Annotated in this window: 16 protein-coding genes; 4 read left to right on the forward strand and 12 right to left on the reverse strand. The window is 41.2% G+C overall.

The window, feature by feature from the left end; all coding sequences use genetic code 11:
- Positions 1-3: 3 nt before the first annotated feature.
- From LLW17_RS11520 to LLW17_RS11535, 4 genes are all read left to right on the forward strand, one after another.
- The gene (locus LLW17_RS11520) at positions 4-573 is read left to right on the forward strand and encodes a DUF4126 domain-containing protein (protein ID WP_228230413.1); all 570 of its coding nucleotides are present in this window, start codon (positions 4-6) and stop codon (positions 571-573) included.
- A gap of 5 nt (positions 574-578) precedes the next feature.
- A complete protein-coding gene (kdsB, locus tag LLW17_RS11525) occupies positions 579-1,331 on the forward strand; it encodes a 3-deoxy-manno-octulosonate cytidylyltransferase (protein WP_228230414.1) in 753 nt (250 codons plus the stop codon).
- Positions 1,331-1,867 (forward strand): 1-acyl-sn-glycerol-3-phosphate acyltransferase, encoded by a 537-nt coding sequence (locus tag LLW17_RS11530; RefSeq protein ID WP_228230415.1) that lies wholly within the window; start codon positions 1,331-1,333, stop codon positions 1,865-1,867. The genes kdsB and LLW17_RS11530 overlap by 1 nt, the downstream gene beginning before the upstream one ends.
- A 146-nt stretch (positions 1,868-2,013) precedes the next feature.
- On the forward strand, positions 2,014-3,030 hold the full coding sequence (locus tag LLW17_RS11535) for a hypothetical protein (RefSeq protein WP_228230416.1): 1,017 nt from the start codon (positions 2,014-2,016) through the stop codon (positions 3,028-3,030).
- 46 nt (positions 3,031-3,076) lie between these two features.
- Here LLW17_RS11535 and LLW17_RS11540 read toward each other — a convergent pair whose 3' ends face one another.
- The 12 genes from LLW17_RS11540 to LLW17_RS11595 form a co-directional block, all read right to left on the reverse strand.
- A complete protein-coding gene (locus LLW17_RS11540) occupies positions 3,077-3,610 on the reverse strand; it encodes a class I SAM-dependent methyltransferase (protein ID WP_228230417.1) in 534 nt (177 codons plus the stop codon).
- Between the two features lie 104 nt (positions 3,611-3,714).
- The gene (locus LLW17_RS11545) at positions 3,715-5,913 is read right to left on the reverse strand and encodes a DUF349 domain-containing protein (RefSeq protein ID WP_228230418.1); all 2,199 of its coding nucleotides are present in this window, start codon (positions 5,911-5,913) and stop codon (positions 3,715-3,717) included.
- 240 nt (positions 5,914-6,153) lie between these two features.
- Complete coding sequence (locus LLW17_RS11550; protein ID WP_434084781.1) at positions 6,154-6,888, reverse strand: shikimate dehydrogenase family protein; 735 nt, start codon at positions 6,886-6,888, stop codon at positions 6,154-6,156.
- Between the two features lie 74 nt (positions 6,889-6,962).
- Complete coding sequence (locus LLW17_RS11555) at positions 6,963-7,979, reverse strand: DUF368 domain-containing protein (protein ID WP_228230420.1); 1,017 nt, start codon at positions 7,977-7,979, stop codon at positions 6,963-6,965.
- Complete coding sequence (locus LLW17_RS11560; protein ID WP_228230421.1) at positions 7,969-8,949, reverse strand: DUF368 domain-containing protein; 981 nt, start codon at positions 8,947-8,949, stop codon at positions 7,969-7,971. The genes LLW17_RS11555 and LLW17_RS11560 overlap by 11 nt, the downstream gene beginning before the upstream one ends.
- 104 nt (positions 8,950-9,053) lie before the next feature.
- The gene (locus tag LLW17_RS11565; protein ID WP_228230422.1) at positions 9,054-10,463 is read right to left on the reverse strand and encodes a tetratricopeptide repeat protein; all 1,410 of its coding nucleotides are present in this window, start codon (positions 10,461-10,463) and stop codon (positions 9,054-9,056) included.
- A gap of 116 nt (positions 10,464-10,579) precedes the next feature.
- Entirely contained in the window at positions 10,580-11,770 is a 1,191-nt protein-coding gene (locus LLW17_RS11570) for an aspartate aminotransferase family protein (protein WP_228230423.1), read from the reverse strand.
- Positions 11,760-13,655: an OstA-like protein gene (locus LLW17_RS11575; RefSeq protein WP_228230424.1), complete on the reverse strand. Its 1,896-nt coding sequence runs from the start codon at positions 13,653-13,655 to the stop codon at positions 11,760-11,762. The genes LLW17_RS11570 and LLW17_RS11575 overlap by 11 nt, the downstream gene beginning before the upstream one ends.
- A 27-nt stretch (positions 13,656-13,682) precedes the next feature.
- Positions 13,683-14,258 carry a CYTH domain-containing protein gene (locus LLW17_RS11580; protein ID WP_228230425.1) on the reverse strand — a complete coding sequence of 192 codons (576 nt, stop codon included), beginning with the start codon at positions 14,256-14,258 and terminating at the stop codon, positions 13,683-13,685.
- A 51-nt stretch (positions 14,259-14,309) separates the two neighbouring features.
- A complete protein-coding gene (locus LLW17_RS11585) occupies positions 14,310-15,362 on the reverse strand; it encodes a zinc-binding metallopeptidase family protein (protein WP_228230426.1) in 1,053 nt (350 codons plus the stop codon).
- 131 nt (positions 15,363-15,493) lie between these two features.
- Positions 15,494-16,765, reverse strand: a complete 1,272-nt coding sequence (locus LLW17_RS11590; RefSeq protein ID WP_228230427.1) for an adenylosuccinate synthase — start codon at positions 16,763-16,765, stop codon at positions 15,494-15,496.
- Positions 16,766-17,254 carry a Fur family transcriptional regulator gene (locus LLW17_RS11595; RefSeq protein ID WP_228230428.1) on the reverse strand — a complete coding sequence of 163 codons (489 nt, stop codon included), beginning with the start codon at positions 17,252-17,254 and terminating at the stop codon, positions 16,766-16,768.
- Between the last annotated feature and the right edge of the window lie 7 nt (positions 17,255-17,261).

Consider the following 17,261-nt stretch of genomic DNA (forward strand, 5'->3'; position numbering starts at 1 on the left):
TTTATGGATGTACTACTTAGTGTTTGTCTGGGAATAGGTTTGGCTGCGGCTGCGGGTTTCCGAATATTTTTACCCTTGCTGGCCTTGAGTGTCGCAGCTTATTTAGGCTGGGTTGATTTAAACGAAAATTGGCTTTGGCTGGGGGGATGGCAAACTTTAATACTTTTGGGTTTAGCTACAGTACTTGAACTCCTGGCTTATTACATTCCCTGGTTTGACAATGCGCTAGATACCATTGCAGTACCTTTGGCAACAGTCGCCGGAACCATTTTATTTTTTGTCACTTTGGGAAATTTTGATCCCTGGGTTTCATGGGCTCTTGCCATTATTGGAGGAGGTGGCACAGCGGGGCTTATCGCCGGTTCTACAGCTACTGCAAGAGCGGCATCAACCACAACAACAATGGGGTTTGCAAATCCCGTATTTGCTACACTAGAAGCTGTTTTTTCTACTTTTTTATCTATACTGGCCCTTATATTTCCTATTCTTGCGCTCATTCTGGTGATTTACATAATTTACCGTTTGGTACGCTTTTTTAGAAAGCGAAAAAGAAATTCAGACACAAAGCTTTAGATTTTATGATTAAAAAACTGAGAACGATTGCTATGATTCCGGCGCGCTATGAAGCGAGCAGATTTCCCGGGAAGCTTATGAAAGATCTGGAAGGTAAACCGGTAATCGTACGCACTTACGAAGCTGCTGTGGCTACAGGGCTGTTTGACCAGGTATATGTAGTAACTGATAGTGAAGATATCAGGCAGGCTGTTGAGCAGGTATCCGGAAAAGTAATTATGAGTATTGCAGAGCACAGTTGTGGCAGTGACCGCATTGCTGAAGCCGTTGCAAATCTGGATATTGATATCGTTGTAAATGTGCAGGGGGATGAGCCCTTTACCAATGAAGATGATTTGCGTAACGTATTGCAGGTTTTTTACGAGGAAGGAGCAGATACCATAGATCTGGCGTCTTTAATGACTCCTATGAACATACAGAGCGAGATAGAAAATCCAAACAATGTAAAAGTAATAGTCGATCAGGACAATTTCGCCTTATATTTTTCGAGGGCTCCAATACCCTATCCCCGTGATCAGGATATTGAGGTGACTTACTATAAACATAAGGGTATTTATGCTTTTAGAAAGCAGGCGGTTCTTGATTTTGCAAAACTGCCCATGCGCAATCTGGAAGCTTCAGAAAAGATTGAAGCGATACGCTATCTTGAGTATGGCAAACGCATTAAGATGGTATACTCAGAGACCCCGGCAATTGGTATTGATACCCCTCAGGATCTGGAGGAAGCGCGTGCTATTTTGAAGCAACGTGCCAGTTAATGGGATTCCTGGCAAAAACCATTTACCGATCATTGGGGTGGAAAATCAAAGGCCGATTCCCGAAGGAGGTTCAGAAAATGGTTGTAATAGCGGCACCACATACCAGCTGGCACGACTTTTATATGGCGCTGCTTTTTAGGAATTGTATTGGCGTTAAAATCAATTTTCTGGGTAAAAAAGAATTGTTTAAACCGCCTTTTGGCTGGTATTTTAGAAGAGTGGGAGGGACGCCGCTAGACCGAACACCCGGTCAAAACAAGGTGGCTTATATCGCTTCGCTCTTTAAACAAAAGGAGACCTTTAGACTTGCGCTTTCCCCTGAAGGTACACGTAAAAAAGTAGTAGAATGGAAAACCGGGTTTTACTACATTGCTTTGGAAGCAGGAGTACCTATTCTTCCTATAACTATGGACTTTGGTCACAAACAACATCATATAGGAGAACTTTTTTATCCTACAGGAGCTGTTGAAGCTGATATTAAAAAATTGCGTCAGTTTTTTGAGGGAGTTGAGGGTAAAATACCGGAAAACAGTTAGATACGCTATTTTAAGAGCTTCAAATCCGGACTTCAATAATCTTCAATAAAGCTAAAATTCCGTTAAAAACTAACTTGTAGAAAACCGCAATCCGCGCCGTGTACGTAGATATTCAAAATTAAATGTTTAACAAACACCAATTAATTATGAATACTAAAAACATAGTAGCTTTAGGCCTAATAGGAATTTTCACATTGTCTTCTTGCAGTGATGACGATTCAAATGACATGATGCAGGAAAATGCTTCAGCAAATTTGTATGCCACAAGTCATGCTAACGGAAATGTAACCCGGTATAATCTTACTACAAATTCGGTAACTACATTTAATACTTCGGCATCAGATTCAGAAGGTATTTATTACGATCCTGAGAGTGACAGTTTTACTATTGCTACACGAGGTATGACACAAACCTCATTACAAACCTATGTAGGCATTAGTGATATGATTACCGCAACGATTAATCTATCAGTAGATTTTTCGAGCCAGGCTATTTTACAAAACCCCAGAGACCTTGCTGTAAGTGGAGATTTTTATGTAGTTGCAGACAGCCAAAACGCCAATGCAGGTCGGTTTTTTGTCTTTGAAAAATCAAATGGCTCTATGACACTAAGCAGAACCATTACCACAGATTTTTCGGTTTGGGGTATTGAGTTTGTAGGTAACGATCTTTATGCCGTTGTTGATAATACAAATGAACTGGCTGTTTTTACTAATTTTCTAAGCAGCAACCCTGCAAATGCAACCGTTAGCGCTTCAAAACGCATCGCTATCGAAGGTATTGTAAGAACGCACGGAATTGCTTTTGACGGAGGTACGCTGATAATGAGTGATATCGCAGCTGCATCAGGAACGGGAGCAGATACAGATGGCGGCTTTCACGTAATAACCAATTTCCTGTCAAAATTTAATGCTACAGCTAATGGCGGAACTTTAGCCGTGGGTCAGCAAATACGCTACGCCGGTTCTGCCACACTTATGGGTAACCCTGTAAATGTAGAATATGATGCAGAGTCAGACACCGTTTATGTCGCTGAATTAGCAAATGGTGCTGGCCGTGTGTTGGCATTCGGTAATGTGTCTACCGCCGGTGGTGGTAACGCAAGCCCGGCACTTAATAACAGTCTGGCAGGAGTTTCTTCACTATACTTTTATAAAGGATAAGCGTTTTTTAAAACAGAATTATTAAAGCGGTCTTAGGGCCGCTTTTTTATTTTATAAACTGAATATAATCAGATTTCAGGATCAAATTTGTAAAACCAAAATGACTTCTGATGTATGCTAAAGCTTCTGTTGTATAAAAAAAGCTGTGTGTAAAGTCATTTTTATACCACCAGTCTTTAAAATTGATGTCTGGTGTTAACAGGTTGGTTTTGCAGTACAAACTACCACCAGGCTTAAGAAGATCGAAGAGTTCCCTGAAGGATTCTGCGGGCTTGTGAAAATGCTCGATCACCTCACAACACAGTACATAATCATAGCTTTGCTGCAATGCATCGGGATTTTTACTGAAAAACAGATCATAGGCTGTTACCACAAAACCCCGGTTTTTAAGCAAATTAGTAAGCACGGGATTAGGACCCGAGCCATAGTCTAAACCGGTTTCTGTCTTGCTGTGATTTTTGGTAACCACGGTAATAAGCGGACTTAAAAAATCAATATATCCGCTGTTTGATGTAGAATTCTGATGTTGTTGATAGCGCTTTTCTTCCCGCGAAGCGGAAGGCAAATCGATGGAATCCAAAAAAACCGATGCACAATACGTACATCGGTTGTAGTTTCTGTTTTGAAAATTTCCAAAATGAACAGCGGGATGTTTACACAGGGTGCAAACCATAGCCAGATTAATTAGTAAAGAGATTTTAGTTTTTTAAGCTTGGCTTTCCAGATTTCAAGTGTTTTTTTGTGCTCAGCTATGTTTTTGTGCACCTCTTTTACCATCGGGTTATCGTCAGGCACATGCTGAAAAAAGCCGAGATTATTTTCAAGCTGGTTAATTTCAGCCTTGACTTCATCTATCTTTTTCGTTATAAAATAGCGTTCTTTATTTAAGGCCTGATCACCATCTTCATCTGCAATTGCGGCTACGCGATTGTCGTATTTGATGAGTTCAGACTCTTTTCGGCTTAAATCGAGCTTTTTAAAGAGCCCATCAAGTACTTTATTAAATTCCTGTTCGATGTTTTTCTTAGAATGGGGTACACGGCCGGTGTCTTTCCATTCTTTAATAACCGCTTTTATCGTTTTAAGGTCTTCCTGAGGTTCACCGCTTAACTTGAGTTCTTTTACTTTTTCAAGCAGGGCGTTTTTATCGTCGAGATTGTTTTTCTCTTCTTCCAGTATTTCTTTCTTCTCTGCGTGTAATTTATCAAAGAAGTGATTGCAGGCTTTTTTGAAGCGTTTCCAGATCTTATCACTATCCTTGCGCGGTACGTGTCCTATCTTTTTCCAGTCAGACTGAATTTTTTTCATAAGATCGATGGTCGCCTTAATATCGTCGCTGTCTTTGTGTTCTTCAGCAATTTTTATGAGCTCCATCTTTTTTTCCAGATTAGCATATTGCTCTTTTTTCTGGTCTTTGTAAAAGCCATTTTTACCGCGGTTAAACTCGCGGGTCACTTTCTTAAAGGCTTTCCAGGTTGGCTCATTATCTTTTCGGGGGACTTTTCCTATTTTAAAGAAATCCTCACGCAGATCGTTTACCGTCTTCATCTGCTTTTGCCACTCTTTGTGGTTTGTTGCAGGATTTGCTACCAGTTTTTCAATAGCTGCAATAACTTCCTGTTTTTTCTCCAGGTTTTGTTCGTAAATCTTATCAATATTCCTGAAGTATTCCTGGCGGGCATCATGAATTTTTCGCGTAGCGGCGCTAAATTTTTCCCAGATTTCTTCACGGTATTCGCGCGAAACAGGGCCAACTTCTTCTTTCCAGATTTTATGAAGCATCTGAAGCTCTTTAAAGGCACGGTTTACGTCCTGTTCCTGAGTAAGCTCTTCGGCCTGCTCAATCAGCTTCAATTTTTTATCAAGATTCTCTTTAAAATCCTTATCTCTGAATTCCCGGTTTAGGTGCAGAAAATCGTAAAAGTTCTCAATGTGGTGATGGTAATTATTCCAGATCAGATTATAACGATCCCGTGGAATATTACCTGCATTGCGCCAGCGCTCCTGAATGTCTTTAAACTTTTCAAAAGTGGTGTTAATACTCTCTTCACCACCCAATTCGTTTTTGAGTTCTTTGAGTTCTTCGATTAACGCAGTGCGCGTATCGAGGTTTGCGCTCAGGTCTTTACGCAGATTCTGGTAATACTGGTTGCGTTTATCCCGGTACTCGAAGTAAAGCGAATTAAATTCTTTTTTAAGCGGACTGTAGTATCTGAAGTCAATAATATTACCGCCATCTTCAAGAAAACGATCTTTAGCCTCTTCCTGCTCGTCTTCAAATTTAGATATAAAAGCAGCTCTAAGTTCAGACACGTGTTCTTTAATGGCCTGAATTTTATGGTTGTTGAGCAGGTATTTAAATTCTTTGATGAGCTGTTCCTTGCTCATCTTTTCGTAATCTTTTTTGGGAATGCTGTGACGCTCGGCAACAGATTCATCCTCGCTTTCTTCACTTAAAACCTCGTCCAGGTCTTCTGCGGTACCTTCTTCACTGTCATCTTCTGCCAGAAACTCCTCGTCCTCCTCATTCCCGGTATCAGCAGGTTTTGCATGCTCAACAGTTTTTACAGAATCGGTTACTAGAGCTGTATCTTCAGGCTTTTCCTGTTCATCAGATGCTTCTGTTCTAGCAGAAGACTCCAGGGCTTCGGCTTCCTGCAGAGCGGCATCATCTGTATCTTCTTTTAGGGTCTCAGGCTCTTCTACATCTTTGGCATCCTCGATTACCTCTACAGATTCGGTAACCAGTTGCTCATCTACGCCTGTTTGATCCTGCTCTTCTACAGATTGAGCTTCAGGCATTTCAGAATGCGCTTCCTGTTTTTTATTATTTTCCGGCTCTTTGGCCTTGGTATCCTGGGTATTATTCTTCTCTTCAGACATCTGTTTCAATGTTAAGGTTCATTTTGGTTTAAGTAAAGCCAAATTGATTAGTAAAGCATCAATTTTTCGGTCTTGTAAGCCCATTTCGCTAAATAACAAGCGGAAACGGTCTTAAGCTGCCGGGACGCTAAAGATACCATTAACTGTGCAAACGACAAGTAATTCTATAATCTAAAACCCGCAGCCCTCTATCTTTTAAAGACTAACGTAAATTGCTGAGGCATGTTATACTAGTGGAGGTTATTTCCAGATTCTCCAGGCAGCTTCGGCCTGTAAACGCAGCATATTGTAACCGTTTGTGGTCATCGCACCCTGAGCTTTTCCATTTTTTAAAAACTGCGTTTCTTCGGGATTGTAAACCAAATCGTAGAGCAGATGTTTTGAACTGATTTGACGGTAAGATATTTTAGGACATTCAGTTACGTTAGGAAATGTCCCTAACGGGGTGGTATTTATAATTAAGGTGTACTTATTGATCATCGCCGGAGTCAGGTCTTCATAGGCCAGTTGTCCCTTTTTAGGATTCCGGGAAACGTACTTGAATGAAATGTCTTCCAATTCCAGGGTATAGGCCACAGCCTTTGAAGCACCACCGGTGCCTAAAATGAGGGCACACTTGTGATTCTGTTTGTCTAGAAAGGGTTTAAGCGATTTCCTAAAGCCTATATAGTCTGTATTATATCCCTTAAGTCTGCCGTTGTTGAGACGTTTGATAACATTAACCGCGCCGATAGCGCTCGCGTGTTTATTCATCTCATCGAGATAGGGAATGATGGCCTGCTTGTAAGGAATGGTAACATTATAGCCCAGATGATCTTCATCTTTTTGCTGAAGTACTGTTCTTACATCCTGAAGACTTTGGCAATCAAAGTTGACATAAGAAGCGTCAATATCGTTTTTTTCAAATTTTTCGGAGAAATATTTCCTTGAAAAAGAATACTCAATGTTTTTACCAATGAGACCGAATTTTAGCATAAGGGTTTGGGGTTGTTCTAAGTGCATTGCGAAAATATTAAAATATTTACGTAAAACTCAGAAATTTTAAGAAATCATACACGGGTGTTTTCCCCGTATTTGCTCAATGCGATCACACTTATTATTCCTAAAAATATAAATAGTATTGCAGTAATATTATTTAAAGATAACTCATCGGGGATAAAGCGATCGTAATTTTTAAGTATAGGATCTCCTACGCGGTCGTATTGGATAACACCCAGTACATCCCGCTCAAAAATGGGAGTCTTCCAGGGCCATACAACTCCGAGTGAACCGGTAATAAAACCAATTATCCCGGCATTGGTTTCATTTTTAAAATGTTTAAGCAGGTAGCCCAAAAAATTAGAAAGCGTAACAAGCCCCACTACAGACCCTAGTGTAAACATGGTAAGAACCTTTAGAAGGCGTACACGATGAGGGTCATTTATAAACGAGAAATCGGCTTGTACAAGATCTGTCAAAGTATCGTAAAGCGCATTTACCGAGTCCACCAGGAGCAGCACATAATTTCCAAGAAGAATAAGGATAAATGAGCCTGAAAGCCCAGGAAGGGTCATCCCTGAAACACCAATGATTCCGCAGAAAAACACAAAAATAAGGTTGTCATTTTGGGTAGCCGGTTCCAGAAGACTTATGGCGACACCCGTTATTACCCCCAGAGACAGGATTAGAATATTCCGTTTTGACCAGTCGTCAAAATCTTTAGCAATGAAATAAATACTGCCTATAATCATCCCAAAAAACGCGCTCCACACCTGTAATGGGAAGTTTTCTATAGCCAGATCAAGCACTTTAGAGACGCTAAAATAACTGATGACCATTCCAAATACTAACAAAACAAGGAATCGTCCATTGGTATATCTTACAAAGCTTCGAAAACGACCGCCTAAAAGAAGTTTAAAGGCATTTTTATTAATGCGTTGCAGGGAATAAATAAATTCTTCATAAAAACCGGCAACATAAGCAACCACACCTCCTGAAACACCGGGCACTTTATTGGCTGCGCCCATGGCGAGACCTTTGAGCACCAGCCAGATTTTATCAGAAAGGGAGCGGTGTTTAAATTCCATGCTCGTTTTTCGCTTTTGCAAATCGTTCAAGCAGAAAAATAGTCAAAAACCCGACAATCATGAGCACTATGACTAAAATTACCTGAGGATTACCGTCATAATAGTTGGGCAGTATACTCTTTTCAATAAGAGGAACTTCGTGTCCTTCTGAGTTGACGCGGTAGGATAGTACTTCTTTCCAGGGCCATACTTTGTTAAGGGCCCCAATCATAAAACCGGTTAACAAGGCAAGGGTAAGATCCTGAAAGTTTTTGAACAAATAGGTAAGAACCCTTGAGAATGCCTTAAGGCCAACCACACAACCCAGGACAAACAAAAGCAGTTTGATTACTGCATCTTTAAGAGCAGCAAAATCAAAACTGATCAGGGCGTCCAGGAAATTACGCACCGTACCCAAAACAATAGAGTAAGAACCCAGAAGTAATAAGATGAAAGATCCTGAAATACCGGGAAGAATCATTGCGATAATAGCCACAAATCCCGAAAGAAAAATAAACCAGTAACTGGCCTGAGTACTCAGGGGTTCGGCAATGGTTATATAATAGGAAACCGCTATGCCTATAATTCCTGCAATCACAACTCCCGCACTGTAGGTATTGATTTGTTTGCCGATATAAACAATGCTGGCTACGATTAATCCGAAAAAGAAGCCCCAAAGGAGTAAAGGATGATGATCCAGAAGGTAAGTAATGAGTTTTGCCAGAGAGAGTATGCTTATGAGTACTCCTAAAAACAGGGCTGCTAAAAATTTTAAGTTGTAAACTTCAATAACTTTTGAAAAGCCTTCCTTTTTCCAGACCTTAAAAATGCCGAGGTCTAGATTATCAATAGTCGTTATAAGTTCCTCGTAGATGCCCGCAATAAAGGCAATGGTACCACCTGAGACACCGGGAACAACATCTGCTGCTCCCATGGCCAGACCTTTTAGGGTAATAACTGCATAATTGAGCAGTGATCTGTTTTGAGACATGAATTCATTGGTTAGGTCTCAAATGTACTAAACAAATCTATAACAGGCAGGCTATACTTGTTGTAAGTGCGCGTATGAAAAGAAGCTATGAGACGTAGTAAAATCTATTTGCCTGAGGTTTTGTTCCTTGCTTTTTTGATTTTGTCCAGCACCGATTTCTTTGCATAAACAAACGGAAACAATTCTTCTAAAATGATATCGTAATCCGCCTCAAGTTTAAGCGCATTTTCTAAATGGAAATGCCCTTTATGATCGTCGTTTGTTGAAAAATACAGACCGGCAAGACGAAATTCTACCTGCGCGGAGTCCGGATAAAATTCGACGGCTTCAAGCAAATTTGTGATGGCTGCTTCAGGTTCCCCGAGATTTATGAGAATATCACACCGGGTAAGCCAGGTTTCGAGCTCATAATTGCCAAGCTCGAGAGTTTTACGATAGCCCCGTTCGGCTTCTTCATAGAATTTAAGACGGGCATTGATCTTGGCATAGCGCTTCCAGTACAGCACATTATCCCCGTCAATATTTATCGCTTTGTTGATGTAATACAACGCATTCTGATAATCCATTTTACGGGTGTAAAAATCGGTAATGGCTATCCAGCCTTTATCCAAAAGCGGATCTTCTTTTACCGTTTTCAGGAAATACTTAATGGCAAGATCGTCGCAAGCCAGTTTTTGATAGCATTTACCCATTCTTAAATAGGCAAATGAAGTGGGATCATCCAGACTTAAGGTGATCTGGTAGTTTTCAATGGCTTCGTTGTATCTGCCCAGTTTTTCGAGAACCTTACCTTTTTCAAAATAGGCACCGATAAAAGTGTCGTCGCTTATAATTGCAAACTCATAGGCAGCGAGGGCTTTCTCATATTCCTTTAAATCAAAATACTGTTTGCCTACCTGATGCCAGGCAACTTCGCAATACGGATTTTTATCCAGAAACATATTGAGGTAATCTATAGCTTCCTCATGCTGCTCCAGAAAGTCGAAGCAATAAATCACATTGTAAAGGGCAGAATAATCCTCATCATCAACTTCAAGACACTTCATAAAGTTGAATTTGGCATTCTGAAAATCATCCAAAAACAGGTATTCCATCCCGATCAGAGAATAGATGTCGGCATCGTCTTCGGTAATTTCGAGAGCCATTTCAAGCAGCTCAATGGCTTTCTTATGATCGTCTCTTTTGGAGTAAATATTTGCTTTCTGAATAAATACCTCTTCATTCTGTGGCTCCAGCTCATAGAGCGCTGCGAGCATACGATCTGCCTCATCGAGTTTGTTTTCAAAAATGAGAATTTCAATTTTAAACAACTTGAGATTTGAGGAGGAAGGATGCTGATCCAGACCCAATTTTACAGCTTTTTTAGCCAAAGCAATTTTCCCATTCTCGAGATAATGGTTTACAATATTCTCAAATTCATCCGAATCGAAAAAAAGAACATGATTGGTCTTTAACATAGATTCAAAACGGGTGAGCGGGAAATTGTCTTCTTCGTGTTCTTGATTAAACTTCATACACGTTGCTTTTTAAATTTCTGCCTTTATAAATTTAACAAGGATAGCAGGCAGACCTTGTAGGCTTAGATATTGTTGTTAACAAATTAATCAACAATCAGGCCTAAACTCTACTTTCAGGATAGCTTAGACGCTATTTTATCTAAAACCTGAATTAAGGTACGACAACCTTTTTCAATTTCTTCATTAGAAATTGTTAATGGTGGTGTAATGCGTATTGCACGGCTTTCAAACAACAGCCAAAATAAGATGAGCCCCTCGTCCTGAGCCTGTAATATGGCTTGAGAGGTGATTTCAGCAGAGGGCGTCATTGCAGCAAGCATCAAACCTTTACCGCGTACTTCTTCAATTAATGGGTGTATTAGCAGACTTCTCATGAGCTTTTCCTTTTCTAAAGCCTGCTCCATAAGTTTTTCGTCCAGAATAGTTTGCACGGTCGCCAGGGCAGCTGCCGCAATGACAGGATGACCGCCAAAGGTGGTAATATGACCCAGTTTAGGATTGTTTGATAACAGTTGCATGTGAGCCGTTGAGGCGGTAAAGGCGCCAATAGGCATACCGCCGCCCATACCTTTACCCATCACGACAATATCGGGTATCACGTTATAATTCTCAAAACCGAAAAATGTTCCCGTACGACCAAAACCCGGTTGTATTTCATCAAGTATCAACAGGGCGCCCACCTCTTCACAGCGTTTTTTTACTGCTGAAAGCCAGCCTTCCACGGGCTGTATAAATCCTGCTCCGCCCTGAATGGTCTCGAGCACAACACCGGCAGTTTGAGAAGTTATTTGCTCTAAATGCTCAAAACTGTTGTAATCAATATGTCTTATACCACCCACTAATGGCCTAAAAGGCGCAACACGTTCCTCATAATTCATCAGGCTTAGCGCTCCAAAGGTATTGCCGTGATAAGCCTGATTTGCAGAAATAATCTCCTTTCTGCCGGTTACACGTCTGGCAAGCTTCATCGCGCCATCTATAGCTTCAGTCCCGCTGTTTACCAGATAGGTCTGCTCCAGTGGAGCGGGGAGAAGCTCGGCTAGCAGGCGGGTTAATTGTACGGCTGGGCTTTGCGCATACTCGCCATATACCATAACGTGCAGGTACTTTTCGCTTTGCTCACGAAGTGCTTTTAATACATTGGGATGCCCGTGACCCACGCTGGTTGCAGAAACTCCTGCTACAAAATCAAGATAGGCTTTGCCGCTCGTATCGTAAATGTAGGATCCCTTTGCGTGAGATACCTCCATTGCGAGCGGATGCGGTGTGGTCTGTGCCTGATATTTTAAAAAATCAGCCTTCATTAGTGCCATTTAGGGAGTCCTTTACTTTTTCCTGAGGTAATTCGTGCAGTTGTGGAGTACCGGTATTGTCGTTCTCCTCGTCATTTGCGCCGGGCTGTAAAGTTGCTTTGTCGTTTACAGGAATACCTATGCCGGGCGCATCTTCTTCCCGGTTTTTAAAGTCAGAAGGTTTAAGGCGTGAAGCACCGGGTATATCAAGTTCGTTATCGGGAATACTGTTATCAAAAAAGTCTTCTTCAATTTGAGGAAGCGGGATTCCCTGAATCTTTGTAAGCGTAAAAGGAGCTTCGCCTTTAAAAATATCTTCCTTGGTGAGCAGGCGTTCTGCTCCGCGCCAGTTGAGTCCCGGAAACTCTCGTTGATCTTTCGGGAATTTGGTTAACGGAAAAACTTCACCATCTACCTGCCGCCATTTGGTGACTTCAACAAGTGCATTTTCTTCTAAAATTGCGGTAATAGATGCCGATTTACTTTTGTCAATCCCCTGAAGAACCCCGTCTTCACCACGCATATAATTTATACTTTCTGCATTTTTCACAATGTCGATCTGGTGCAGGGCATTGTCTTTAAAGGTGCCAAAAAGCGTCACTCCCTTTACCTGATTATACCCCAATTTATCGGGTTGATCATACAGGGGGATGGTGTCCTGTTGAGCCAAAAAGGCATTCTCAAAAACCCGAAGCGAGTCGAGTTGCTCGGTTTTGGTATCGCTTTTTAAATGAATGCTGTCGCCGGTCATCTGGCTGAGACCACTCCATAAAACAGGTTTTCCAATCATTTGGGTAAGCCCGCTTTCCTGATTGATGTGAATAGAATCGCATTTTCCGCTCAGGTCGCTTTTAAACAAACGCACGTTGTAATACCCGCGAACGATTCGTTTATCGGGAACTCCCGTTACTACTAGACGGTCGCCGTGTACGTAGATGGAGTCCTGATCCTGAACCGTAATAGCCACCGCTCTTTTAGTTATAAAAACAGAATCTTTAGCCTTATAAACTTCGGCATAATGCCCTTTAATAATGCTGTTGTTTGCCGTGTCTATTACCCTAATGTTGTTTGTAGCCGAAGCAAAATTGGTAGGACGGTCAAAATACAGACTGTCTCCAAAAACGGTGCGGTTGTCATAATCTATGCGGGAATTTTTTACAAAATACCCGTTGTCATTGCGGGTGTCATAATAGCCCCGTTCGCAATAAACCGTACTGGTTTCACTGGTAATGGTTGACGGACCGTATAAATAGGCGATTTTGCTTTTTGAATAATAGTCCAGTTGCTCACTATCGATCACGTATTCCGGGTTGGTAACCTTTACGTTTTGAATAAAAGAATATTTATCCTGATCCAGAAAATAGCGGCCTATTTTACTGGTTATTACACTTGCGGTGTCTCTTAAAGTCCCGTTGTTGCGGTAATATGCCTGTTGCTTTATACGGTCAAAATAAAGGGTGTCTGTATCGAGTGTGGCTGTAGGCGTCTGTAGATTTACCTTGCCCGAAGCCCAGGCAAATTGGGTATTACCGTTGTACTCGGCATAATTACTACGCATACTTATAGTATCACCCTGGTTCATACGCACATTACCTATAGCACGTACAAAATTTTCATTCTTATAATGAAAGGCCAGATCACACCACATCTCAATACCCTTGTGTACAATATAAACCTGATTGGTGTTTTTATACATTACCAGAGCCCCGGGATATTTAGCCTCGTCGATTTGTGAAATGTCTGAAGTGATATCGAGTTCATTTCCTTCCTGGGCGAAAACCGAAAACGAAAGAAGAAGACCTGCGAGTAAAAAGAAGTGTTTTAAAAAACCGGGCATAGCGTATTTTGATGCAAATATAACGGAAAAACCTCCGCTTAAAGTATAGCTTCCGTTCAAAATTAGACCAGAGAATTTTATCTCAAATCAGGATTTTCCTGCCTTTGCTTCTTTGATCATTTCGATATAGAAATCTTCCGTAAGTTGTGCTTTCGAAATTTGAAGTTCGGCAAGAAGGCCGTAAAGAATGTCAAAGAGGGCATCGGTTTTTGCCTTTTGAGCGGTCTGGGTTTCAATCTCAATAAACGAGTCTTCTAATTCGTCAAAGCGCACCAGAGCTATTTCAATATCTATCTCTTTATAATGCAGATTGAAAATTTCACAATGTTTGGTATAATGAGCCGTTTTTTTGTATCCCAGCTTAAAAAGAATTTGCTCGGTATTGCTGTGATCGGTTACCAGAGTCTCGTATTCCGGTTTTGAACGGGTGAGTTTTTCAAAGGCTGTATCTTTAAAAGTAAGGTAATGCGCTGCTTCGCCGGTATCCAGATTGGTTTTGGTGCGTAATCTAAATTCCTGATCTGCTTCCGTAAGCAAGTTGTTTTGATCGTAATATCGGTCATCATAATCCAGCCGTTTCTGAGATTCAATATCAAATTGAAGGATTTGATTTCGTGTTTCCTGATAATTCTTAAGACGGGCTGTAAGTTCTACTTCATACATAAGGACTGCTTTAATGACTAAAGTTAATGTTTTCGCCGCCGGGCAAAAACATTAATCAAGCACCAGGCGGTGAATAAAATCCAGTTTTTTGATTACAGGTTCTGAAATCACAAAAGGATACAGATCCGGGGCACCCATACTTCGACTGAGGGAATTTACGACGTAGGTGAGTGGCAGATAGTGTTTGATGATTTTGCGCATAGACGCACCCTCATAGGGATCAAAATCACAACTGACATCGAGGTTGTTGTTTTTTTTGAGTTCGGGATCAATTTCCATCCCAAAGTGGTACGCGGTTTCAAGCATATCCATAAGGTGTAAATAATGCGCCCAGGTTTCTGCCCAATCTTCCCATGGGTGCATAGTGGCGTACGAACTGATGTAATTTTTACGCCAATTTTGAGGCGGGCCTTCTTTATAGTGTCTTTCTAAAGCCTCGCCATAATCGAGGCTGTCATCGCCAAATAGTGCCCTAAATTCCTGAAGCACCTTAGGATTGGGTTTGACAAGCGCATCCCAGTAAAAATGACCGACCTCGTGTCTAAAATGTCCCAAAAGGGTACGGTATCTTTCTGAAAGCTGCTCTTTAATATATTCCCGATGCACGGCATCGGCTTCATTGATGTTTAAGGTTATTCTGCCATTTGCGTGGCCGGTTTTGACCGACCCCGGATTATTAGGGTCTGAGGCTAAAAAATCAAAACTCAGTTCGAGATTTTGGTCTGCCAGCTCAAAGGAAACAGGCAGACTAAGCTTTTTGAGACTGTAAAACAGTCTTCGTTTTGCTGCTTCGATCTTTTGCCAGTCGAGTTTGTTTTCCTGAAAACTGAGATCGGGAATCATATTATTAGTAGCACAGGCTTCACAAAAGGTGTCTGTTCCTTCAGCCGGTACCAGCCAGTTGCAGGCGTGAAATTGCTGGTTTGAACAATAGGTATAACTCTTGCCGGAAGCCTGAGTTGTTAGTTGGTGTTTTTCAGTATAGGGAAATGAAAGCATTTCTTCTTCCTTGAATAGATAGCCAAGTTGATTACCGCATTTTTCGCAGCTGGTGTTTTCAAAATAAACAGGATTCTTGCAATGGGTACACTGAAATATTTTCATAATAGGTTGATTAGGATATAGTAAATGTAGCGGTATCTGTGTTAGCTTACTGCCAAAATGCTCTCAAAATCAAGCCAAAAAAAAGCCTGAACTTCGCGAGTTCAGGCTTTAGATTTACAGGTCTTGACGATCTATCTGTGAATTGTTTGGGTACGATCGGGTCCTACCGAAACGATTTTAATAGGCACATTGAGCTCTTTTTCCAGAAAATCTATATAATCATTAAGCTCTTTCGGAAGTTCGCCATCTTTCTGCATTTTAGTAAGATCTTCTGCCCAGCCTTTCATTTCAGTATAGATAGGCTCTACGTTTTCGGGCTCAATATTGTAAGGCAGGTGATCAATTACCTGACCTTTGTATTTGTATTGGGTACAGATTTTAAGGGTATCAAAACCGCTTAAAACGTCGCCTTTCATCATCATTAATTGGGTAACGCCATTAACGCGTACGGCATATTTGAGGGCAACCAGGTCTAACCAGCCGCAACGACGTGGTCTTCCTGTTGTGGCGCCAAACTCATTACCTACGCGACCCATTGTAGCGCCTACCTCGTCAAAAAGCTCAGTAGGGAAGGGGCCAGATCCCACTCGAGTGGTATAGGCTTTAAAAATCCCGAAAACTTCAGCAATTTGCCCGGGAGCAATGCCCAGACCTGTGCAGGCTCCTGCAGCGGTGGTATTGGACGAAGTTACGTAAGGATAGGTACCAAAGTCGATATCGAGTAATGAACCCTGTGCACCTTCAGCCAAAATTGATTTTCCGGCTTGTTGTGCCTGATACAGGTATTCTTCAGAGTCAATAAAAGTAAGAGACTTCAATACTTCTACAGCTTTAAAGAATTCGGTTTCCAGTTCGTCCAGATTATATTCAATCTTGGCGTCGTAAAAATCGATCATATCAATATGCTTGTCGCGCAAAGCGGAATAACGATCTTTCCAGTCGTCAAGCTCCAGATCCCCTACGCGAATACCGTTACGACCGGTTTTATCCATATAGGTAGGTCCAATCCCTTTGAGGGTAGAGCCTATTTTTGCTTTGCCTTTTGAAGCTTCGGAAGCTGCATCAAGCAAGCGGTGCGTGGGTAGAATAAGGTGTGCCTTACGCGAAATAAGCAGTTTATCCTTTATGTTTAGTTTGAACTTGGATAGGTTGTCAAGTTCTTTTTTAAAAATAACGGGGTCTATCACCACGCCATTTCCTACCAGATTGATCGCATTTTCGTGAAAAATCCCTGAGGGTATGGTGTGTAAAACGTGCTTAATGCCGTCAAATTCTAAAGTGTGTCCTGCATTGGGACCTCCCTGAAAACGGGCGATGATATCGTAATTTTTAGTAAGTACGTCAACTATTTTGCCTTTTCCTTCATCTCCCCATTGGAGACCCAGAAGTAAATCTACTGCCATCTATGAATTGTTGTCTTCGGTTGTGTTTTTTGTTGAATCCTCCGGTTTGCGGTTACCGTAAAAATAAAGGGAGTGTTTGTTTATCTGAATATTAAAAACCTCTTCGATAGTTTTCTTAATAGACTGAATACGCGGATCACAGAACTCAATCACTTCACCGGTATCGGTTAAAATCACGTGATCGTGCTGTTTATCAAAATACGATTTTTCGTATTGTGACTGGTTTTGACCAAACTGATGTTTGCGCACCAAACCGCATGAAAGCAATAATTCTATCGTATTGTACAGCGTAGCGCGGCTCACCCGATATTTTTTATTTTTCATGCTGATGTACAGCGTTTCAATGTCAAAATGGTCTTTGTAATTGTAAATCTCCTGAAGAATTGCATATCGCTCCGGAGTTTTACGATGCCCATTTTCTTCCAGAAACTTGGTGAAGACGTTTTTTACGACTTCCTGATCTTTATTTATTGTTGCTTTAGGTACCATAATAGAG

Source organism: Leeuwenhoekiella parthenopeia (assembly GCF_020782115.1).
Classification (GTDB): Bacteria; Bacteroidota; Bacteroidia; order Flavobacteriales; family Flavobacteriaceae; genus Leeuwenhoekiella; species Leeuwenhoekiella parthenopeia.